Origin of the sequence: Mycolicibacterium diernhoferi (assembly GCF_019456655.1) — a bacterium.
Lineage (GTDB): Bacteria > Actinomycetota > Actinomycetes > Mycobacteriales > Mycobacteriaceae > Mycobacterium > Mycobacterium diernhoferi.
In genome coordinates this window covers 4,681,173-4,701,107 of the sequence record NZ_CP080332.1, presented here as the reverse complement: position 1 = coordinate 4,701,107, position 19,935 = coordinate 4,681,173, and the positions used below count along the sequence as shown (strand labels likewise).

Genomic DNA, 19,935 nt, shown 5'->3' with positions numbered 1-19,935 from the left:
ACGATGACGGCCATGCCTGAACCGCTGATCATTCCCATCCAGGGCCGAGCTCCCGCACTGCACGCCGAATCCTGGGTTGCGCCCAACGCCAGCGTGATCGGTCAGGTCATCCTCGCCGCGAAGGCCAGTGTCTGGTACGGCGCCACCCTGCGGGCGGAGTTCGAACCCATCGAGATCGGTGTCGGCTCCAACCTGCAGGACGGCGTCACCGCCCATGTCGATCCGGGTTTCCCGCTGCGGGTGGGATCCAACGTCAGCGTCGGGCACAACGCGGTGCTGCACGGCTGCACCGTCGAGGATGGCTGCCTGATCGGGATGGGTGCGATCGTGCTCAACGGTGCGGTGATCGGCGCGGGTTCGCTGGTCGGGGCCGGCGCCGTGGTCCCGCAGGGCGCGGTCATCCCGCCCGGATCGCTGGTGGCCGGGGTGCCGGGCAAGGTCCGTCGCGAGCTGACCGACGAAGAGAAGGCCCACAACATCGTGAACGCCCAGGTCTACCAGGGGCTCATCGAACTGCACCGGTAGTCCGGTTTCAGCCGCTGACTCCTGGGTACGTTGGGGCTATGCGGATCCTGCTGACCGGTGCCACCGGCTATATCGGCTCGCGGCTCGTCACCGAACTCCTCGAAGCAGGTCATCAGGTGGCGGTCACCAGCCGTGACCCGGGACGGCTGGCCGACTACGGCTGGTACTCCCGTGTCACCGCCGTGCCGATGGATGCGCGTGAATCCCGTTCCACCACTGCTGCTTTCGAGGCTGCGGGCCAGATCGACGTGGTGTACTACCTGCTGCACGGGATCGGGGACCCGGGTTTCCGGGAATCGGACAACCGCGCCGCGGGAAATGTCGGGGAGGTGGCCCGCGCCGCCGGGGTGCGACGCATCGTCTACCTGGGCGGATTCGTGCCCGGCGCCGATACGCTGTCGGATCATCTGGCCGGCCGTGCCGAGGTGGCCGAGGCACTGCACGTCGACGGTGGCCCAGAAGTCGTGTGGCTGGGTGCGGCGCTGATCATCGGTGCGGGATCGACCTCTTTCGAGATCCTGCGCTATGTCAGCGACCGGTTCCCGGTCCTGCCGCTGCCCTCTTGGATGTCCAATCCGATCGACCCGATATCGATCCGCGATGTGCTGCACTACCTGGTCGCCGCGGCCGATCCCGACCTGGTCCCGGCCGGCTCCTATGACATCAGTGGGCCGGAGACCACCACCTACCGCGACCTGCTCCTGACCTACGCCCGACTCAGCGGCAATCGGCAGTTCGAGGTCCCGGTCGGTGCTGTGCCCACCGCGCTGGTGTCCCGGGTGTCGGCGGCGGTGCTGCCGGTGCCCGGCGGTCTGACAGCGGATCTGACTGCCTCCCTGGACTATCCGATGACCGCAAACGATGACGGGCTGCGCGCTCTGGTGCCCGACCCGGATGGCGGCCTGCTCACGGTGGAGGACGCCATGCTGCGTGCGCTGGCCATGCATCCGCGCCGTCCGGTCGACAAGCTGGCCGATTCGCATCATCTCGCCGACACCGACCCGGACTGGGCGGGCGGCGATGTGGCCCGGATCCGGCAGCTCACTCCGTGGATTGCGCGCCCCGCGCTGAGCATGCTGGCCCCCCTTCCGGGGCCGGCCAAGGCGGCGGTTCGCACCGGGCTCGATGTGTTGGCCGGGCTGGCAGCGAAGGTGGATCCGCGTTGAGTGATCCGGTATTGACGCAGCCCTGGTGGCGGACCCCGGCCGTCGGCGTGTCCGAACCTCCGTCGGTGGTGCGCAGGCGCCGCATCACCGTGTCGGTGGTGTTGGTGATCGGGGCCGTCCTGCTGAGCCTTTCGCTGACCCGGTCGCCGGGCGACGCCTCGTTCTACTGGCTCACGCTGGCGATGGCCGCGGTCTGGATCGGAGGTGGGATCGTCTCGGGCCCACTGCAGTTGGGCGCGGTGCGCTACGCGGGGCAGGAGCGGTCGCCGGCGCTGGCCGGCACCGCCGTCGGCCTGATCGTGGCCGCCGCGTTCGTGGCCGGTGCACTGGTGGCCCGCGAGATCCCCGGTGTGCGTGAATACATCACCGACGTACTGGTTTTCGCGAACCAGGGGGCGTTGCCGCTGGTCGTGTTCATCACGGTGATCAACGGTCTCGCCGAGGAGGTGTTCTTCCGTGGCGCGCTGTACACCGCGCTGGGCACCTTCTATCCCGCGATCGTGTCGACGATCATCTACATCTTCACCACCCTGGCCTCCGGCAACCCGATGCTCGGTTTCGCGGCGGTCCTGCTGGGCGCGGTGTGCGCCTACGAGCGGTGGGTCACCGGCGGTGTGCTGGCGCCCATGCTGACCCACTTCTGGTGGGGGCTGGCGATGGTGCTGGTGCTGCCGCCCCTGTTCGGTGTCTGATCACCGGACGTCGAGCGGATGCTCGATCTCGTCGCGGAACATCCGCGCCGCGAGGTAGGCGACCGATCCGAGCAGTACCGGTCCCACCCCCGCGATCAGGAAGATCGTCTCGATCGAGATGACCTTGGACAGCGGCCCGGCCACCGCCATCGACACCGGCATGAACACCAGGGAGACGAAGAAGTCCAGGCTGGACACCCGGCCCAGCATCTGCGGCGGCACCCGGCGCTGCAACAGGGTGCCCCAGATGACCATGGCCGCACCGCTGGTCACGCCGATGACGAAGGATGCCGACGACATCAGCAGAAACGACGAGGTGTAGCCCAGCACGATGATCGGCAGGTTGCCGATACACCAGCACGACATCAGCACCGACATGTAGCGGCGCGGCAGCCGCCACGTGGACACCGCCAGCGCACCGACCGCGCCGCCGGCGCCGAACGCGGCCAGCACGAAACCGAAGGTTCGTTCCCCGTTTTCGAAGCGCGCGTTGGTGATGAAGGGCAACAGGACTTCGATCGGTCCCATGATCAACAGCACGAAGCCACTGGCGAACAGCAGCGTGGCCAGCAGCCACGGGGTCCGCACCATGAACCGGAATCCCTCGCGCAGATCGGTGAGTACCCGGGTTTTGGCGGACTCGGTTTCCGGCCGATGCACGACGGGACGGGTGGCGATCAGCAGTGTCAACCCGGTGCCGTAGAGCACCGCACAGATGACAGCGCCGACGGTCGGGAAGGTGGCGCCGATCAGCACACCGGCCATGCCCGGGCCGATGGCCTGCTGCAGCGTCGGGCGCATGACGCCCTCGATTCCGTTGGCCGCCAACAGTTGTTCGGCCGGTAGCAGCCGGGGCAGATACGCGCTGTAGGCCGGGAAGAAGAAGGCCGCCGCGATCCCGAGCGCCGCCGAGGCGATCGCCATGTGCCAGAGTCGCAACGAGCCGAGCAGGCCCAGCACCGCCACCGCACTCACCGCGACGGTGTTCACCGCCTCGACGAGGATGATGATACGACGTTGCGGAAACCGGTCGGCCGCAATGCCTCCCACGAGCACGAAGGCGACCAGACCGCCGGCCAGGCAGGTGGCCACCAGCGACAGTGCGGCCGGATCATTGCTGATCGCGATGACCTGCAGCGCCATCACCACGGTCCACATGCCGGTCGCGAAGATCGAACACGCGACCGCGGCGATCAGCAGTCGGTAGTCACGGAACTTGAAGGGTGCGAGTACCCGCCAGCCCGAACCGCCCACTTGCGTACTCACCCGTCGATGGTGCCCGACGGGATCGGCTCAGTCCAATGGTTTTCCCGGCCGAGGGCCGGCGGTGGTCAGTGATCGCTGAAGGTGGCCCGGCGGCCTTCCTGGAAGGCCTTGGTGCCTTCGGCGAAATCCTTGGAGGTCAGCAGGATCAGCTGCCCTTCGCGCTCGCGGGCAATGGCCGCTTCCAGTTCGGTGAGGGTGGCGTCGTTGATGGCCTGCTTGGTCTTGCGCAGCGAGACGGCCGGCCCGCCGGACAGGGTGGCCAGCACCTTGTCCACCGCGGCGTCGAGTTCCTCGGGGGCGTGCACCGAGGTGACCAGACCCCAGTCGTAGGCCTCGGCCGCGGTGATCCGCTCGGCGAGCAGCGCCATCCGCTGGGCGCGGATGCGGCCGACCGCCGCGGCGATCAACGCCGAGGCGCCACCGTCGGGCATCAGACCGATCTTGGTGAAGGCGAGCATGAAAAACGCCTTCTCCGAAGCGAGTACGACATCGCAGGCGGTAGCCAGTGATACCCCGACCCCGGCCGCCGGGCCCTGGACCACCGCGACCACCGGCTTGGGCAGCGCGACGATGGCGCGTACCGCGTCGTTGGCGGCGTCGAGCACCACCTCGGGGCCGTTGACGCTCTTGGCGGAGATGTCCTCGGCGCTGATCCCGGCACCGGAGCAGAAACCGCGGCCGGCGCCGGACAACTTCACGACGCGGACGTCCGGGTCGGTGGCGGCCTGGGTGAGGGCCTCGGCGATGCCGGTCAGCATCGCCTCCGACAACGAGTTCAGGGTGTCGGGGCGGTTCAGCGTCACCGACAACACGCCATCGGAGAGTTCCACGGTCAACTGGTCGATGCTGCGATACGTCATCAGTACGCCCTCAGGTTCGGCGGGTAAGTTGACCCGCGGCCGGTCGACTTGGTTATACAAGTAAGCTATGTCACCGGTCAACCGATTGGTGTTCTCCGGCACCGCGGCGTTCAAAAACGATGAAGGACGGAAGCAATGGCGGGACCTCTACAAGGTTTGCGAGTCGTCGAACTGGCCGGTATCGGCCCCGGCCCGCACGCGGCGATGATCCTGGGCGATCTCGGCGCCGACGTGGTGCGCATCGAGCGCCCGACGGCCAAGGACGGCGCGGTGCGCGATCCGATGCTGCGCAACCGGCGCTCGGTCACCGCGGACCTCAAGTCCGATGAGGGCCGGGCCCTGGTGCTGCAACTGGTCGCCAAGGCCGATGTGCTCATCGAGGGCTTCCGCCCCGGTGTCACCGAACGCCTCGGGCTGGGGCCGCAGGACTGCGCCGAGGTCAACGAGAAGCTGGTCTACGCCCGGATGACCGGCTGGGGCCAGGAAGGCCCGCGGGCCCAGCAGGCCGGCCACGACATCAACTACATCTCGCTGAACGGCGTCCTGCACGCCGTCGGGCGCAAGGGTGAGAAGCCGGTGCCGCCGCTGAACCTGGCCGGCGACTTCGGCGGCGGGTCGATGTTCCTGCTGCTCGGCATCCTCTCGGCGCTGTGGGAGCGGCAGACCTCGGGCAAGGGCCAGGTCGTCGACGCGGCGATGATCGACGGATCCTCGGTCCTGGTCCAGATGATGTGGGCCTTCCGGGCCCAGGGCGTCTGGTCCGACGAGCGCGGCACCAACATGCTCGACACCGGCGCGCCCTACTACGACACCTACGAGACCTCCGACGGCAGGTACTTCGCGATCGGGTCGATCGAGCCGCAGTTCTACGCCGAACTGCTGGAGAAGCTGGGCCTGGACCCGGCGTCCCTGCCGGCCCAGAACGACATCAGCCGATGGGAAGAACTGCGGACCACCTTCACCGAGGTGTTCAAGACCAAGACCCGCGACGAGTGGGCGCAGATCTTCGCCGGCTCGGACGCCTGCGCCACGCCGGTGCTGTCCTTCGGGGAGGTGCTCACCGAACCGCACGTCACCGAGCGCTCCACCTTCTACGAGACCGCGCACGGTCTGCAGCCGATGCCCGCCCCGCGGTTCTCGCGCAGCGTGCCCGACGTGCCGTCGGCCCCGCCGTCGGTCGGCGCCGACAACGACGCCGTCCTCAAAGACTGGGCCTAGAAAGCAAACGCTTCGTCAAAATTTCGGAAAGGAAGTACGAAACGTGGAAATCAAGGATTCGGTAGCGGTCGTCACCGGCGGGGCCTCGGGCCTCGGTCTGGCGACCACCAAGCGACTGCTCGACGCCGGCGCCTCGGTGGTCGTCATCGACCTCAAGGGTGAGGAAGCCGTCGCCGAACTCGGCCCGCGGGCCAAGTTCGTCGCCGCGAACGTCACCGACGAGGAGGCCGTGACCAAGGCCCTCGACGTGGCCGAGTCGCTCGGCCCGGTGCGCATCAACGTCAACTGCGCCGGCATCGGCAACGCCATCAAGACGCTCGGCAAGGAAGGCCCGTTCCCGCTGGACGGCTTCCGCAAGGTGGTCGAGGTCAACCTGATCGGCACCTTCAACGTGCTGCGGCTGGCCGCTGAGCGGATCGCGAAGACCGAGCCGCTGAAGAACGAAGAGCGTGGCGTCATCATCAACACCGCTTCGGTGGCCGCATTCGACGGCCAGATCGGCCAGGCCGCCTACTCGGCATCCAAGGGCGGCGTCGTCGGGCTGACCCTGCCGGTCGCGCGTGACCTGTCGCGCAACCTGATCCGCGTCTGCACCATCGCCCCGGGCCTGTTCAAGACCCCGCTGCTGGGCTCGCTGCCCGAAGAGGCGCAGAAGTCGCTGGGGCAGCAGGTTCCGCATCCGGCCCGCCTCGGCGACCCGGACGAGTACGGTGCACTTGCCGTGCACATCGTGGAAAACCCGATGCTCAACGGCGAGGTCATCCGGCTGGATGGCGCTATCCGTATGGCTCCTAGGTAAGGATTGATATGGCACTGGTAACCAAGTTCACCGAGGCCTTCGGTGTCGAGCATCCGATCGCCCAGGGCGGTATGCAGTGGGTCGGCCGCGCCGAACTCGTGGCCGCGGTCGCGAATGCGGGCGGTCTGGGATTCATCACGGCGCTTACCCAGCCGACCCCGGCCGATCTGGCCAACGAGATCGCCAAGACCCGGGATCTGACCGACAAGCCGTTCGGGGTGAACCTGACCATCCTGCCGTCGATCAACCCGCCGCCGTATGACGAGTACCGCCAGGTGATCGTCGACTCGGGCATCAAGATCGTCGAGACCGCGGGCTCCAACCCCGGTCCGCACCTGCCGATGTTCCACGACAACGGGATCAAGGTGCTGCACAAGTGCACCTCGGTGCGGCACGCCGTGAAGGCTCAGACCCTCGGCGTGGACGGCATCAGCATCGACGGCTTCGAGTGCGCCGGGCATCCCGGTGAGGACGATGTCCCGGGCCTGGTGCTGATCCCGGCGGCGGCCAAGGAGATCGAGATCCCGATGATCGCCTCGGGCGGTTTCGGTGACGCACGTGGTCTGGTGGCCGCGCTGGCACTGGGCGCCGACGGGATCAACATGGGCACCCGCTTCATGTGCACGGTGGAGTCCTGCATCCACCAGAACGTCAAGGAAGCTATCGTGGCCGGCACCGAGCGCGGCACCGAGCTGATCTTCCGCAGCCTGCACAACACTGCGCGGGTGGCGTCCAACGTCGTCTCGCGTGAGGTGGTGGAGATCCTGAACAAGGGCGGGCAGTTCGAGGACGTCAAGGATCTGGTGGCCGGTGTGCGTGGCCGCAAGGTGTTCGACGACGGCGACATCGACGCCGGCATCTGGACCGTGGGTACCGTGATGGGCCTGATCGACGACATCCCGACCTGCGATGAGCTCATCAGCCGCATCGTGGACGAGGCCGAGGACATCATCACCGGACGCCTCGCCGACATGATCAACCTGGACGAGCCGGAGCAGGCTTCCGCCTGAGCTGTACCGGCCTGCTCCGTAGAGACAAAGACCGCCCGGTCGGACCCGCGAGGAAACTCGCGGTGTTCGATCGGGCGGTTCTTGTCAGAGCCACGGTGAGGCCGTGTACGGCCTCATGGGACGGTCGGGTCAGACCGCGGTGGCGAGGTCTGGGAACTGTTCTGAGGTGTCACCCTCGACCAGGACATCCCCGTGGTACAGGGCGTCGAAATCAACTTTGATGACATCTGCGCTGGTGTCGTCGATCCACATGCCAAGAACTGTATGACCGCCGATTAAGAGATCTTTGAGCTCAGGTTCGGAAATTCGTGGCAATTCTTACCGCCGGGTAGGTTTAGGCTGCTGGCGAGCTGGGAACCGGGCTGGGGATATGCTGCAAACTGGCCCCTGAGCTGCGCATATGGCAGACCTTCGAGGTCGCCCCCAGGTGGCTGAAAGTTTGCCGGGACCCCTGGTTTCACCCCGACGCTCAGCAAATTCTTACTCACTAGTAGGCCGAGTGGCGCGTGTCGACGATTTTCGCTGTTACAGAAGTGACTGATGGTGCTGGTGGTGTCGACGAGCGCCTGTCTGGACGTGAGCGTGAAACCTCTGCGGCGAAATCCGGGAATTCCCGCAGGGGCTTCACGCTCGGCGTGGGGCCGCGGGGTGTGGCCGCCGGGCCCGGGGTGAACCGGAGCCCGGGTCCGCTCGTATCAAGAGCGGTGCGACAGCGTTGACGGCCTGACTTATCATTGTTAACTTAACGGCGATATGCCACTTCGGAGGGACCGCTCGTGCTGAACCGAATCGCCCGGCTCGCGATAGCCGCCCCACGCCGGGTGCTCGCCATCGCGGCCCTCATCATGGTCGCCGCCGCGATCTTCGGGATCCCGGTCGCCAAGACCCTGTCCGCGGGTGGCTTCCAGGACCCCACCTCGGAATCCGCGCAGGCCTCCGCACTGCTCACCGAGAAGTTCGATCAGGGCGACATGCAGCTGCTGATCACCGTCACCTCCGACGACGGGGTACACAGCCCGGCGGCCACCGCCGCCGGCACCGACATCGCCGACCGGTTGGCGCACTCGCCGCACGTCGCCCAGGTCGCCTCGGCCTGGACCGTCCCGCCGCCCGCCTCGACCGAACTGATCAGCACCGACCAGAAATCCGGTCTCATCGTCGCGGGCATCACCGGCGGGGAGAACGACGCCCAGAAGTACGCCAAGGCGTTGTCCGACGAACTCGTCCACGACCGGCCCGGCCTGACCATCCGCTCCGGCGGCACCGCCATGGTCTACGCGCAGATCAACGCCCAGACCGAAAAGGATCTGCTGCGCATGGAGGCCATCGCCATCCCGCTCAGCTTCCTGGTGCTGGTGTGGGTGTTCGGCGGTCTGGTCGCCGCGGCGGTCCCGATGGCCGTCGGCGGGATGGCCATCCTCGGGTCGATGTCGGTGTTGCGGCTCATCACCTTCAGCACCGACGTCTCGATCTTCGCGCTCAACCTGTCCATCGCGATGGGGCTGGCGCTGGCCATCGACTACACCCTGCTGATCATCAGCCGCTACCGCGACGAACTCGCCGACGGCGTCCCGCGGGAACGGGCGCTGATCCGCACCATGGCCACCGCCGGGCGGACCGTGGTGTTCTCGGCGACCACGGTCGCCCTGTCCATGGTGGCGATGCTGCTGTTCCCGATGTACTTCCTGAAATCCTTCGCCTACGCCGGTGTGGCCACCGTCGGCTTCGCGGCGCTGGCCGCCGTCGTCGTCACCCCGGCGGCGATCTGGCTGCTCGGTGACCGGATGGACGCGCTGAACGTGCGGCGGCTGTTCCGCAAGGCCGACCCGGCGCCCAAACCCGTCGAGCAGCAGTTCTGGTACCGCTGGACGCACCGGGTGATGCGGCGCGCCGTCCCGCTCGGGCTGGCCGTCGTGACCCTGCTGCTGGTGCTGGGCGCGCCGTTCCTCGGGGTCAAATGGGGCTTCCCCGACGACCGGGTGCTGCCGGCGTCGGCGTCCGCGCATCAGGTCGGCGATCAGCTGCGCAACGACTACGTGGACAACTCGGCGACCGCGGTGAGCATCGTCGTCCCCGACGCGCACGGGCTGGCTCCTGCCGATCTCGAGCACTACGCCGCCGGCCTGTCGAAGGTGGCCGCCGTGACCGCCGTGTCGGCTCCCACCGGAACCTTCGTCGACGGTGCCAGGACCGGGCCGCCGGTGGCGGCGACCGGCGTCGCCGACGGAAGCGCCTTCCTCACCGTCAGCAGCAGCGCACCGCTGTTCTCCGACGCGTCGGAAACCCAGCTCGACGCGCTGCACGCGGTGCCCGGGCCGGGCGGGCATGACGTGCAGCTGACCGGTATCGCGCAGATCAACCGGGACAGCGTCACGGCGATCACCGACCGGCTGCCGTGGGTGCTCGGGCTGATCGCCGTCATCACCTTCGGGCTGCTGTTCCTGCTCACCGGCAGCATCGTGCTCCCGGTGAAAGCCATTGCGCTCAACATTCTCTCGTTGACCGCCGCGTTCGGGGCCCTGGTCTGGATCTTCCAGGAGGGGCACCTCTGGGCGCTGGGCACGACCTCGACCGGCACCCTGGTGGCCAACATGCCGGTGCTGCTGTTCTGCATAGCCTTCGGCCTGTCCATGGATTACGAGGTGTTCCTGCTGGCCCGGATCCGGGAGAACTGGCTGGCCCGCCGCGAGAGGTCTGAATCGTCGGCGCGGGCCGACGGGGCCGAATCGTCGGCGCGGGCCGACAACGACGAGGCGGTGGCGCTCGGGCTGGCCCGCACCGGCCGGGTGATCACCGCCGCGGCGCTGGTCATGTCGATATCCTTCGCGGCGCTGATCGCCGCCGAGGTGTCCTTCATGCGGATGTTCGGCGTCGGACTCACACTGGCGGTGCTGGTCGACGCCACCCTGGTGCGGATGGTGCTGGTGCCGGCCTTCATGCACCTGCTCGGCCGGTGGAACTGGTGGGCTCCGGCGCCGCTGGTCCGGCTGCACGCCCGGATCGGGATCAACGAGTCCGGGGACCCCGAGCCCGACCGCCGGGAAAAGCAGCCCGTGGCGGTAGCGGACACTGGTTAGCGTGTCCGCCCCAGCACCCAAACGCCGCAGAGCCGCGCGGGGCTCCGGTGAGCAACTGCGCGAGGAGATCCTCGACGCCGCCACCGATCTGCTGCTGGAGACCGGGCATTCCAAGGCGGTGGCGATCCGCGCCGTCGCGCAACGGGTCGGGGTGACCTCGCCGTCGATCTACCTGCACTTCGCCGATAAAGACGCGCTGCTCGACGCGGTCTGCGCGCGGTATTTCGAGCAGCTCGACGAGGAGATGCAGCGCGTCGCCACCGAGGCGAGCTCGACCATCGAGGTGCTGCGCGCGCAGGGCTTGGCGTATGTGCGGTTCGCGCGGCGGACCCCGGAGCTGTACCGCATCGCGACCATGGGTGAGGGCCGGCCCGACAGCGATGTCGACATGACGCTGGCCAGTTCGGCGTTCGTGCACATGCGCGCCACGATCGAGCGGCTGATGGATGAAGGTGTCTACCCGCGTGGGGATTCCACGGCCGCGGCCCTGGAGCTGTGGACGGCCGCGCACGGCGTCGCGGCGCTGCTGATCGCCAAGCCCTACCTGCCCTGGGGTGACGCCGAAGAGTTCACCGACCGGGTGTTGCGGTCGATATGCTCTGGTCACATCGCCATCGGCTTCATCGGGGCCGATCTCGAGCCCGGGGCGGCCATCGAGAAACTCGCGAAACTCAAGGAGCTCGAGGAGCAACCGGATGAGTGATCTTGTGGACAACCCCTTCTTCGCCCGGCTGTGGATCGCCTTGTCCGGGCACGAACCGGAAGCGTTGCGCCGGCTGCGGACGGCCAACCTGGCCGGCCTGACCGGCCGGGTCCTGGAGGTCGGCGCCGGAACCGGAACGAACTTCGCGCACTACCCGGCCGGTGTCACCGAGGTGGTCGCCCTGGAACCTGAACGCCGGCTCGCCGAGGTGGCGCGCCAGGCCGCCCGCACCGCGCCGGTGCTGGTGACCGTCAGTACCGCCGCGATCGAGGATTTCGAGGAAGATCAGTCGTTCGACGCCGTGGTGTGCTCGCTGGTGCTGTGTTCGGTCGATGATCCCGACGGTGTTGTGCGCCAGCTCTATTCGGTACTCAAACCCGGTGGCGAACTGCGGTATCTGGAGCATGTGGCCGGCGTCGGGGCGCGCGGGACGCTGCAGAAGGTGGCCGACGCGACGGTGTGGCCGCGGCTGCTCGGCAACTGCCACACCCACCGCAACACCGAAGCGTCGATCGCCGCGGCCGGCTTCTCGGTGGCCACCGCCCGGCGCGCGCAGACCTTCCCGGCCTGGGTACCGCTGCCGGTCACCGAGTTCGCCCTCGGGCGTGCCAGCCGGCCGTAGGGGTCAGCTCAGCAGCTTGGGCAGCCGCTGCAGCAGATCGGGCAGGGCGGTCGCCGAGGATTCCCGCACCACGGCGGTGGCAGCCGCCGACAGCGGCGTCTCCTGCGGGTTCACCTCGATGACCGGGATGCCGTTGGCCAGCGCGGCCTCCGGCAGACCCGCGGCCGGGTAGACCACCGACGACGTACCGACCACGATCACCACATCGGCCTTGGCCACGGCCTGCACCGAGGCATCCCAGGCGTCATCGGGCAGACCCTCGCCGAACCAGACCACATTGGGCCGGATCAGCCCGCCGCACGAACAGCGCGGCGGATCGATCATCTCGACCGGTTCCGGCATGGCGGGCAGCTCGCCGCTGTACGGGGTGTGGCACCGGTCGCAGCGGAACTCGAACAGGCTGCCGTGCAGGTGGTGCACCCGGCTGCTACCGGCCCGTTCGTGCAGGTTGTCCACGTTCTGGGTGACGACGTGCACCTCGGCGTAGTCCTCCCAGGCGGCCACCGCCAGATGGCCGGGGTTCGGGTCGACGGCGCTCATCATGTAGTGCCGCCACAGATACCAGGCCCACACCCGCTCCGGGTGCCGCTGCCAGCCGTCACTGCTGGAAATCTCGTAGGGGTCGACGTGTGCCCACAAACCGGTCTCGACATCGCGGAACGTGGGCACACCGCTCTCGGCGGACATGCCCGCGCCGCTCAGCAACGTCACTCGCACCTGACCAAACTATCGCGCGTGCGACATACTGGGCACGTGGGCGGTCTGGGGGAATGGGTGCGGCTGGATCACCAGGCCGGATCTCCGCTGTTCGAACAGTTGCGCACGCAGATCATCGATGGGGTGCGTGACGGACGACTCACGCCCGGCACCCGGCTGCCGACGGTCCGGGATCTCGCCGGGCAGGTCGGCCTCGCGGTGAACACCGTGGCCCGGGCCTACCGCGAGCTGGAAACCGCAGGCGTCCTCGAAACCCGAGGCCGGTTCGGCACTTTCGTGGCCAGCGTCGATCCTGCCGAGAACGCGATGGCCGCCGCCGCGCACGCCTTCGCCGAGACGGCCCGGGCGCAGGGCCTGAGCAAGGCCGAGGCGCTGCGCTACCTCGACGCTGCGTTCGACTGAAAGCGGCCGTCGACTGACCGGCTACCCGGTCCAGCGCAGCACATCCAACGCGACCGCCACGTCGACGCTGCACTGGGCCAACGGCGCGGGGAGCAGTTCGTCGGCGCGGGTGAGCCGGCGCAGCAGGGTGTTGCGATGTGTGTAGAGCCGGGCCGCCGCGCGCGAGGCATTGCACTGACTGGCCACGAATACCCTGACCGCGTCCTGCAATTCGGCCCCGGCTCCGGCGAAGTCGCCCAGTACCCGACCGACGAATTCGCCTGCCCGGTCGGGGTCTGCGGTGATCAGCGAGACCATCTCGACGTCGGTGAACCGCGCGAGCTGCTGCGGTGAATGTAGCCGCGCCATCATCTGCTGGGTGGTGATGGCCTCGACATGACTGCGCCGGAACCCGCCCACCCCGTCACCGGCGGTGCCGATGGCGACCCGGACATCGGGGTACACCGCGATCGAGGCCGCCACCGCGTCGCTGTCGACACCGCCGGGCGTCCACACCCAGCGGGTCGCGGTGCTGGCCAGCACACTCAGCGGTCGCCCGCCGCCGGCACGGCCGACCGCCTCGGCGGCCCTGTCCAGCCTCGCCAGGTCCCCGGCGTGACTGTCGGTCCAGATGACGGCCGCGGTGTGACTGCCGGTCAGCGCGTAGCCGAGCCGGTGCTCGGCGCGGTCCCGGGGGATCGGGGCGCCCTCCAGTAGCAGCGTGACGGTCTCGCGCCGTTCGGCGAGGCTGCCGCGGGTCAGTTCGTCGCGCTCCAGCTCGATCTGGGCGGCGATGCCGGCCAACGTCGCATCGACGAACGCGCTGATGGAGCGCGAGCAGGTCTGCAGCACGTCGTGCAACTCGGCGGGGTCGCTGGTCAGCTCGAAGGCGATCTCCATCAGCCGGCGCCAGGCCACACCCTCGCCGACCCGGTAGGCGTCGAGGGGGAACGCATCGATACCGCGGCGCACCAGCTCGCGGGCGATGGTCAGCGGCTCCGGTCCGGTGTTCGGCGGTACCGGTGCACCCGGATCGCGGACGTTGGCGGTGCCCCAGAAGAACAGGTTGGCGCGATTGCTGCGGCTCACCGCGGCGGCCAGCTCGGGGTCGGCGGCGATCACCGGGCTCGCCGCCAACACCGCCTGGTCCAGTTCTTCGAGCCATTCCGGGCGGGCGCCGACCACAATCTGCGCGCACTGCCGGATCAACTCCCTGACCCGTGGCGACGGAAGTTCCTCGGCCATCGCCCCACCCTAGGCCGGTGGTGCACTCTGCACCACTGAAGCGTTGAACAGGTATGTTCTGACCTGGCTGGCGGGGCCGCGAGGGGCGACGATCGATACATCGATCGCCCTTGCGGACAGGAGCAGGCCATGGAATCAGTTGACGTGTTGATCGTCGGTGCCGGGATCTCCGGGATCGGGGCGGCCTACTACCTGCAGCGCGACCATCCGGGCCGCAGCTACACCATCCTGGAATCGCGGGGTGCGACCGGAGGGACCTGGGATCTGTTCCGCTACCCCGGAATTCGGTCCGACTCCGATCTGCACACGTTCGGCTACGAGTTCAAACCCTGGCGCGATGAACACGCCATCGCCACCGCGGACAAGATCCTCGCCTACCTGCGCGAGACCGTGGACGAGAACGGCATCGAGTCCAATATCCGCTTCCATCACCGGGTCATCGGCGCGGCCTGGAGCAGCGCCGACGCCCGGTGGATCGTCGAGGTCGAGCATGACGGCGAACTGCTCCGGTTCAGCGCCAACTGGCTGTTCTGCGCCGGCGGCTACTACCGCTACGACGAGGGCTTCACGCCGGAGTTCGCGGGGCGCGACCGGTTCACCGGGCAGATCGTGCACCCGCAGCACTGGCCCGAAGATCTGGACTACACCGGCAAGAAGGTGGTGATCATCGGCAGCGGCGCTACCGCGGTGACCCTGGTGCCCTCGATGGCGAAGACGGCCGGGCACGTGACCATGCTGCAGCGATCACCGACCTACGTCATGCCGGTGCCCGCCAAGGACGGCTTCGCGAACACGGCCCGCCGGCTGCTCGGCGAGGACCGTGGCTACGCCCTGGCGCGCCGCAAGAACATCGCCAAACAGCGTGCGGTGTACACCTTCTGCCAGAGATACCCGTCCGCGGCGCGGTGGCTGATCCGGCGGGTGAACGCCGCCAAGCTGCCCGCCGGGTATCCGGTCGACGAACATTTCAGCCCGCAGTACAACCCGTGGGATCAGCGGTTGTGCGCGGTACCCGACGCCGATCTGTTCGACGCGATCAGCAACGGCAGCGCCTCGGTGGTCACCGACCGGATCGCGACCTTCACCGAGACCGGTGTGCGGCTGGAGTCCGGCCGCGAACTCGACGCCGACATCATCGTCACCGCCACGGGATTGAACGTCCAGCTGTTCGGCGGTATCACGCTGACCGTGGACGGAGAGCCGGTCGACTTCGCGCGGACCGTCGCCTACAAGGGCATCATGCTCAGCGGGGTGCCGAACTTCGCTTTCGCGTTCGGCTACACCAACTCGTCCTGGACGCTCAAGGTCGGGCTGCTCTGCGAGCACTTCTGCCGACTGCTCACTCACATGGACGAGCACGGATTCGCCCACGTGCGACCGGAACTGGAGGATCCGGAGATGGCCACCAAACCGCTGCTGGACTTCGCCGCCGGGTACGTGCAGCGCGCCGTCGACGAGATCCCACGCCAAGGGGTGCACGGCCCCTGGCGGATGACGATGAACTACACCATCGACGCCCAGGTGCTGCGCAACGGGCCGGTCACCGATCCCGGCCTGCGGTTCTCCAGCGCGGTACCGGTCGCGGTGATCTAACCGAACTGCAGTCGGGTGGTCACCCCGCGCAGCGGATCCAGCACCGGCAGCCGGTGCGCCGCCCAGATCAGCGCGTTGAGCACCGCGCCCCGTCCGGGCGGCAGCGGCACGTCGTGGGCGGCCCGCACGCCGGGGATGATGTTGACCAGGTCGGCGGCCTGGGACACGGTCAGGCTGAACGGCATCGGCGGCACCGTGTACCGCAGCGAGGGGCGCAGCAGACCCTTGCGGGCCCACCAGGCGAACCAGTACGGCGGCAGATCGAACATCATCTGCGCACCGGGGAAGCGCCTGGCGCACTCGGTGATCAGGCCGAGTGACTCGCTGGGCTGCAGATACATCAACAGTCCCTCGGCGGTGATGAACACCCCGTGCTCGGTGTCGATCTCGTCCATCCAGCTGTAGTCCAGGGCGGACTGGGCGCTGACCGAGATCCGGTCCGAGTGCGGCAACAGCTTGTCGCGCAGTGCTGTGATCGGTGGGAGATCGACGGTGTGCCAACGGAACTCGTTGCCGATCCCGGACGCATCGAGGCGGTAGAAGCTGGTCTGCAGTCCTTCGGCCAGGGCCACCACCGTGGCCTTGGGGTGATCACGCAGATACCTCGTGGTCTCCCGGTCGAAGGCCAGCGAGCGCAGCGCCATGTCCTGGCGCCGGACGTGCCCGAACTTCGCGAAATCGAAGTCGATCGCGTCGACCAGGTCGACGGCCACCGGGTCGCGCAGGATCGCGTCGGGCCTGCGTGCCTCGGTGGCCCGGACCAGCAGTGTCAGCAGGGCGGTCTCGGAGACCCCGGTCAGGACGGTGCCGTCGGCCTTGCTGGTGGAGGAGTTGCTCATGGTGGCGAATGTACCGGCGGGCTCAGCGCAGCACCTTGTCCAGCGTCCGCAGGTTGCGGGTGGTGGTCGAGGATTTGTAGCGTTTCTTGCCCATCGTCTTGCCGATCGCGGAGTTCAGCGTCGCCGACCGGGCGACCTGCCAGTACAGCACCCCGTCCCCGCGGGCCGCGGTCTCACCCGCGTCGGCGGCCAGCGTCACCAGCTCGTCGAGCACGGTCGGATCGCTGACGAAGGTGACATATGAGTGGTGCTCGGGCACGTCGCGCTCGAACGGATAGTCCGTCGAGATCCGGGCCAGGGTGTCGACGTCATAGGCCAGCACCCAGGCGTCGTAGCCGAACGCGTCGCGCAGCGCGGTCTCGGCGGTGCGACGCACCGCGGCCGTCGACGCGGAGCTGTCCAGCAGGACGTTGCCGCTGGCCAGGATGGTCTTGACGTCGGTGAACCCGGCGTCGGTGAACACCGCGGCGACGTCGGCCATCTTGAGGTTCACCCCGCCCACGTTCACCCCGCGCAGGAACGCCGCATAGCGGGTCACCGGCCGAACTCCAGCAGCGTGATGCTCGGCCTGCTCCGCCGGAACGCGCCGATCCGGTCCAGGGCGGTACTGCTGGTCAGCCGCCACACGCCGCGGCCCGGCGGCACGATGATGTCGCGTGCGCTGCGCACCCCGTCGATGGTGCCGGCCAGCGCCAGTCCCTCGTCGGCGGTCATCGCGAACGGCATCGCCGGGGTGAGGTAGCGGTCCGACAGCTTCAGACCGGTCAGCGTGCGCCTACTGAGCCAGTGCGGGATCGAGTCGAACATCATCTGCCCACCCGGGAATCTGGCCGCGCAATCGGCGATCAGGCTCAGCGAGTCCTCGGGCTCCAGGTACATCAGCAACCCCTCTGCGGTGATGAACACGCCGTTGTCGGTGTTCACCCGGTCCATCCAGCTACGGTCCAGGGCGGACTGCGCCAGCTCGATGATCCGGTCGTTGCGTGGCAGCAGCCGCCGGCGCAGCTCCATCACCGGTTCCAGATCGATGGAATACCAGGTCAATTCGTCGGCGACCCCGGCCCGGGCCAGCCGCCAGAAACTGGTCTGGAGCCCTTCGGCCAGGGCCACCACCGACGCCTTCGGGTGGGCCGTCAGATACTCGATGGCGGCGGCGTCGAAGGCGCGGGCCCGCAACGCGTGCGATTGATTGGGTTTCCCGAACTTGCGGTAGTCGTAGTCGATCGTGTCGAGCAGGGTCACCGCCCACGGATCCCGGATCACCCCGTCGGACCGCTTGGCCTCGGTGCCGCGGTTGTGCAGGGTCCACAACGTCGTCGCGGACACCCCTTCCAGGCTGGTTCCGCCGAAGCCACGCATATCCCCGATCGTAGAGTCGTACGCTCGTGGCATGGGGCGCCTGGTTTTCGATGACAAGCTGTTGGCACTGATCAGCGGGAACTCGCTGGGTGTGCTCGCCACCATCAAGAAGGACGGTCGGCCACAGCTGTCCAATGTGTCCTACTACTTCGACGCGCCCAACGCGGCGATCCGGGTCTCGGTCACCGAACCGCGGGCCAAGACCCGCAATCTGCGCCGTGACCCGCGCGCCTCGGTCCACGTGTCCTCCGACGACGGATGGGCCTACGCCGTCGCCGAGGGGCATGCGGTGCTGACCCCGCCTGCCGCGGCACCCGACGACGACACCGTCGAGGCGTTGATCACGTTGTACCGCAACATCGCGGGGGAGCATCCGGACTGGGACGACTACCGTCGCGCGATGGTCGAGGACCGCCGGGTGCTGCTGACCCTGCCGATCTCGCATCTGTACGGGATGCCGCCCGGGCGGCTGTGAGGGCTAGGCTGACGCCATGGCCGACGAGACACCCGAAGACGACAACAAGCGCAAGTTCCGCGAGGCGCTGGAGCGGAAGAAGACGCAGGCCAACGCTGGGGCGTCGCACGCCGATGCCGGCCGGAAGCAGTCGCGGGCCCACGGTGCCGCCGACAACAGCCGTCGGGAGTTCCGCCGCAAGAGCGGTTAGCGAGAACTGCTCAGCTCGGAGGGCCGGCGCTCCTGAATCAGGATGGCGATCAGACAGGCCAGCGCCAGCACCCCGACGACGGCCGCGAAGCACACTCCGGCGGCGCGCAGACCCCAGGTCTGTGCGGCCAGGCCCACGCCGACCACCGGCACCGATATCGCCACGTAGCCGACCACGAAGTAGGTGGAGCTGACCTCGCCGCGCTGCGCCGTCGGCACGCGTTCGACGACCGATGCCAGTCCGCGGCTGAAGCTGATGCCCTGCCCGGTACCGGCCACCAATGCAGCCGCCAGCATGCCGGCCAGTGACGAATACGCCAGCGCCGCAGCCAAGATCACCATCCCGATCACCAGCAGTGCAGCACCCGCGGCGACCGCGCGGGCCGGCGGGATGTGGCGACCGGCCAGCTGGGCGATGGCCGAGGCCAGGAAGATCGAGGCCGCCACCGCGCCGGCTAGGGCATGGTTGCCGATGCCGATCACATCGGCCACGAAGGACGGGGCCACCGACGTGAACAGGCCCATCACCGCGAACCCGGCGAACGCCGCGGTGGCCGCGGTCAGGAACACCGGGCGCACCTGCGCGGGAACGGCGAGGCGCTGCACGGCGATCCGGCCGGTCCGGCTGGAGGTTTCCGGGGCGAGCAGCACCGCGGGCACCGCGAGCAGGACCAACACGATGTGGATGAGGAACGGCAGCACCAGCGGATGCGGGGCATACTGCACCAGCAGTCCGGCCAGCACCGGCCCGCTGCCCAGACCGCCGACGTTGGCGATGGTGGCCACGGTGGTGGCCAACCCCCGCCGCGGCGGCGCGACCGACTCCACCACCGCGGCGGTGGCGGTGCCGGTGAAGATGCCGGCCGACAGACCGGACAGCAGTCGGCCGATCAGCAACAGCGCGATGTTGTCGGCGAACAGGAAGAGCGTGGAACTGGCGAGCGCGAAACCCAGCCCGGCCATCAACATCGGCCGGCGCCCGATCGCGTCAGACCAGCCACCCGCGATCAGCAGTGCGGCGAGCACACCCACCGCGTACACCGCGAAGATGACCGTGGTGGTGACCACCGCGAAGTCCATCTGCTCGCCGTAGAGCGCGTATATCGGCGTCGGCAGGGTGGTGCCGATCATGGTGGCGGCGAAGGCGTACGCGAGGGCGGCGAACGCGAAGGACCGGCGGCGGTTGTTCACGGATGTGA

Annotated in this window: 22 protein-coding genes; 13 read left to right on the top strand and 9 right to left on the bottom strand. The window is 68.3% G+C overall.

All coding sequences use genetic code 11. The annotated features are described in order from the left end of the window. Positions 1-3: 3 nt before the first annotated feature. The 3 genes from K0O62_RS22185 to K0O62_RS22175 are packed head-to-tail and all read left to right on the top strand — an operon-like array spanning position 4 to position 2,383. Positions 4-525 (top strand): gamma carbonic anhydrase family protein, encoded by a 522-nt coding sequence (locus K0O62_RS22185; RefSeq protein ID WP_205870605.1) that lies wholly within the window; start codon positions 4-6, stop codon positions 523-525. A 38-nt stretch (positions 526-563) separates the two neighbouring features. Continuing rightward, the gene (locus K0O62_RS22180) at positions 564-1,691 is read left to right on the top strand and encodes an NAD(P)H-binding protein (RefSeq protein ID WP_073858781.1); all 1,128 of its coding nucleotides are present in this window, start codon (positions 564-566) and stop codon (positions 1,689-1,691) included. Beyond that, on the top strand, positions 1,688-2,383 hold the full coding sequence (locus tag K0O62_RS22175; RefSeq protein WP_079244136.1) for a CPBP family intramembrane glutamic endopeptidase: 696 nt from the start codon (positions 1,688-1,690) through the stop codon (positions 2,381-2,383). Before K0O62_RS22180 ends, K0O62_RS22175 begins: the two co-directional genes overlap by 4 nt. Here the strand turns inward: K0O62_RS22175 and tet(V) are convergent, their stop codons facing one another. Both tet(V) and K0O62_RS22165 read right to left on the bottom strand, forming a co-directional pair. Continuing rightward, positions 2,384-3,649, bottom strand: coding sequence for a tetracycline efflux MFS transporter Tet(V) (gene tet(V), locus K0O62_RS22170; RefSeq protein WP_073858783.1), 1,266 nt, complete (start codon positions 3,647-3,649; stop codon positions 2,384-2,386). A gap of 65 nt (positions 3,650-3,714) precedes the next feature. Further along, positions 3,715-4,509, bottom strand: a complete 795-nt coding sequence (locus K0O62_RS22165) for an enoyl-CoA hydratase (RefSeq protein ID WP_073858852.1) — start codon at positions 4,507-4,509, stop codon at positions 3,715-3,717. 135 nt (positions 4,510-4,644) lie between these two features. On the opposite strand from K0O62_RS22165, the gene K0O62_RS22160 reads away from it, so the two are divergent. The 3 genes from K0O62_RS22160 to K0O62_RS22150 are packed head-to-tail and all read left to right on the top strand — an operon-like array spanning position 4,645 to position 7,536. Further along, positions 4,645-5,727, top strand: coding sequence for a CaiB/BaiF CoA transferase family protein (locus K0O62_RS22160; RefSeq protein WP_073858784.1), 1,083 nt, complete (start codon positions 4,645-4,647; stop codon positions 5,725-5,727). A gap of 43 nt (positions 5,728-5,770) precedes the next feature. Further along, the gene (locus tag K0O62_RS22155; protein ID WP_073858785.1) at positions 5,771-6,526 is read left to right on the top strand and encodes a 3-hydroxyacyl-CoA dehydrogenase; all 756 of its coding nucleotides are present in this window, start codon (positions 5,771-5,773) and stop codon (positions 6,524-6,526) included. 8 nt (positions 6,527-6,534) lie between these two features. Further along, the gene (locus tag K0O62_RS22150; RefSeq protein ID WP_073858786.1) at positions 6,535-7,536 is read left to right on the top strand and encodes an NAD(P)H-dependent flavin oxidoreductase; all 1,002 of its coding nucleotides are present in this window, start codon (positions 6,535-6,537) and stop codon (positions 7,534-7,536) included. 129 nt (positions 7,537-7,665) lie between these two features. On the opposite strand, the gene K0O62_RS28920 is transcribed toward K0O62_RS22150, so the two are convergent. Further along, the gene (locus K0O62_RS28920) at positions 7,666-7,788 is read right to left on the bottom strand and encodes a hypothetical protein (RefSeq protein ID WP_087026186.1); all 123 of its coding nucleotides are present in this window, start codon (positions 7,786-7,788) and stop codon (positions 7,666-7,668) included. A 524-nt stretch (positions 7,789-8,312) separates the two neighbouring features. On the opposite strand from K0O62_RS28920, the gene K0O62_RS22145 reads away from it, so the two are divergent. The 3 genes from K0O62_RS22145 to K0O62_RS22135 are packed head-to-tail and all read left to right on the top strand — an operon-like array spanning position 8,313 to position 11,938. Then, a complete protein-coding gene (locus tag K0O62_RS22145; RefSeq protein WP_073858787.1) occupies positions 8,313-10,613 on the top strand; it encodes an MMPL family transporter in 2,301 nt (766 codons plus the stop codon). 1 nt (position 10,614) lies between these two features. Then, the gene (locus K0O62_RS22140) at positions 10,615-11,316 is read left to right on the top strand and encodes a TetR/AcrR family transcriptional regulator (protein ID WP_073858788.1); all 702 of its coding nucleotides are present in this window, start codon (positions 10,615-10,617) and stop codon (positions 11,314-11,316) included. Further along, complete coding sequence (locus K0O62_RS22135; protein WP_073858789.1) at positions 11,309-11,938, top strand: class I SAM-dependent methyltransferase; 630 nt, start codon at positions 11,309-11,311, stop codon at positions 11,936-11,938. Before K0O62_RS22140 ends, K0O62_RS22135 begins: the two co-directional genes overlap by 8 nt. Positions 11,939-11,941: 3 nt before the next feature. Here the strand turns inward: K0O62_RS22135 and K0O62_RS22130 are convergent, their stop codons facing one another. Further along, entirely contained in the window at positions 11,942-12,655 is a 714-nt protein-coding gene (locus K0O62_RS22130) for an NAD-dependent deacylase (protein ID WP_205870768.1), read from the bottom strand. Positions 12,656-12,691: 36 nt separating this feature from the next. Here K0O62_RS22130 and K0O62_RS22125 point away from each other — a divergent pair, with 36 nt between their 5' ends. Continuing rightward, positions 12,692-13,057, top strand: coding sequence for an Rv1152 family transcriptional regulator (locus tag K0O62_RS22125; protein ID WP_205870769.1), 366 nt, complete (start codon positions 12,692-12,694; stop codon positions 13,055-13,057). Positions 13,058-13,078: 21 nt separating this feature from the next. On the opposite strand, the gene K0O62_RS22120 is transcribed toward K0O62_RS22125, so the two are convergent. After that, entirely contained in the window at positions 13,079-14,281 is a 1,203-nt protein-coding gene (locus tag K0O62_RS22120; protein ID WP_073858791.1) for a PucR family transcriptional regulator, read from the bottom strand. A 129-nt stretch (positions 14,282-14,410) separates the two neighbouring features. Here K0O62_RS22120 and K0O62_RS22115 point away from each other — a divergent pair, with 129 nt between their 5' ends. Beyond that, entirely contained in the window at positions 14,411-15,874 is a 1,464-nt protein-coding gene (locus K0O62_RS22115) for a flavin-containing monooxygenase (protein WP_073858792.1), read from the top strand. Here K0O62_RS22115 and K0O62_RS22110 read toward each other — a convergent pair. The 3 genes from K0O62_RS22110 to K0O62_RS22100 are packed head-to-tail and all read right to left on the bottom strand — an operon-like array spanning position 15,871 to position 18,072. Next, on the bottom strand, positions 15,871-16,713 hold the full coding sequence (locus tag K0O62_RS22110; protein ID WP_073858793.1) for a class I SAM-dependent methyltransferase: 843 nt from the start codon (positions 16,711-16,713) through the stop codon (positions 15,871-15,873). The two genes, K0O62_RS22115 and K0O62_RS22110, sit on opposite strands and share 4 nt — an antisense overlap. Positions 16,714-16,735: 22 nt before the next feature. Beyond that, entirely contained in the window at positions 16,736-17,251 is a 516-nt protein-coding gene (locus K0O62_RS22105) for a DUF1697 domain-containing protein (protein WP_073858794.1), read from the bottom strand. After that, positions 17,248-18,072 (bottom strand): class I SAM-dependent methyltransferase, encoded by an 825-nt coding sequence (locus K0O62_RS22100; RefSeq protein ID WP_073858795.1) that lies wholly within the window; start codon positions 18,070-18,072, stop codon positions 17,248-17,250. The genes K0O62_RS22105 and K0O62_RS22100 overlap by 4 nt, the downstream gene beginning before the upstream one ends. Positions 18,073-18,103: 31 nt before the next feature. Between K0O62_RS22100 and K0O62_RS22095 the strand changes: the two genes are divergently transcribed. Beyond that, positions 18,104-18,547: a PPOX class F420-dependent oxidoreductase gene (locus K0O62_RS22095; protein ID WP_073858796.1), complete on the top strand. Its 444-nt coding sequence runs from the start codon at positions 18,104-18,106 to the stop codon at positions 18,545-18,547. Positions 18,548-18,563: 16 nt separating this feature from the next. Next, complete coding sequence (locus K0O62_RS22090) at positions 18,564-18,737, top strand: DUF5302 domain-containing protein (RefSeq protein WP_097933602.1); 174 nt, start codon at positions 18,564-18,566, stop codon at positions 18,735-18,737. Here K0O62_RS22090 and K0O62_RS22085 read toward each other — a convergent pair. Beyond that, a complete protein-coding gene (locus K0O62_RS22085) occupies positions 18,734-19,927 on the bottom strand; it encodes an MFS transporter (RefSeq protein ID WP_097933616.1) in 1,194 nt (397 codons plus the stop codon). The genes K0O62_RS22090 and K0O62_RS22085 overlap by 4 nt on opposite strands. Positions 19,928-19,935: the final 8 nt, after the last annotated feature.

What these genes read in the sequence shown, in the direction of transcription:
- K0O62_RS22185 (WP_205870605.1), top strand. Translation starts at nt 4, where the DNA reads ATGACGGCCATGCCTGAACCGCTGATCATTCCCATCCAGGGCCGAGCT.
- K0O62_RS22180 (WP_073858781.1), top strand. Translation starts at nt 564, where the DNA reads ATGCGGATCCTGCTGACCGGTGCCACCGGCTATATCGGCTCGCGGCTC.
- K0O62_RS22165 (WP_073858852.1), bottom strand. Translation starts at nt 4,509, where the DNA reads ATGACGTATCGCAGCATCGACCAGTTGACCGTGGAACTCTCCGATGGC.
- K0O62_RS22160 (WP_073858784.1), top strand. Translation starts at nt 4,645, where the DNA reads ATGGCGGGACCTCTACAAGGTTTGCGAGTCGTCGAACTGGCCGGTATC.
- K0O62_RS22150 (WP_073858786.1), top strand. Translation starts at nt 6,535, where the DNA reads ATGGCACTGGTAACCAAGTTCACCGAGGCCTTCGGTGTCGAGCATCCG.
- K0O62_RS28920 (WP_087026186.1), bottom strand. Translation starts at nt 7,788, where the DNA reads ATGTGGATCGACGACACCAGCGCAGATGTCATCAAAGTTGATTTCGAC.
- K0O62_RS22135 (WP_073858789.1), top strand. Translation starts at nt 11,309, where the DNA reads ATGAGTGATCTTGTGGACAACCCCTTCTTCGCCCGGCTGTGGATCGCC.
- K0O62_RS22120 (WP_073858791.1), bottom strand. Translation starts at nt 14,281, where the DNA reads ATGGCCGAGGAACTTCCGTCGCCACGGGTCAGGGAGTTGATCCGGCAG.
- K0O62_RS22115 (WP_073858792.1), top strand. Translation starts at nt 14,411, where the DNA reads ATGGAATCAGTTGACGTGTTGATCGTCGGTGCCGGGATCTCCGGGATC.
- K0O62_RS22110 (WP_073858793.1), bottom strand. Translation starts at nt 16,713, where the DNA reads ATGAGCAACTCCTCCACCAGCAAGGCCGACGGCACCGTCCTGACCGGG.
- K0O62_RS22100 (WP_073858795.1), bottom strand. Translation starts at nt 18,072, where the DNA reads ATGCGTGGCTTCGGCGGAACCAGCCTGGAAGGGGTGTCCGCGACGACG.
- K0O62_RS22095 (WP_073858796.1), top strand. Translation starts at nt 18,104, where the DNA reads ATGGGGCGCCTGGTTTTCGATGACAAGCTGTTGGCACTGATCAGCGGG.
- K0O62_RS22090 (WP_097933602.1), top strand. Translation starts at nt 18,564, where the DNA reads ATGGCCGACGAGACACCCGAAGACGACAACAAGCGCAAGTTCCGCGAG.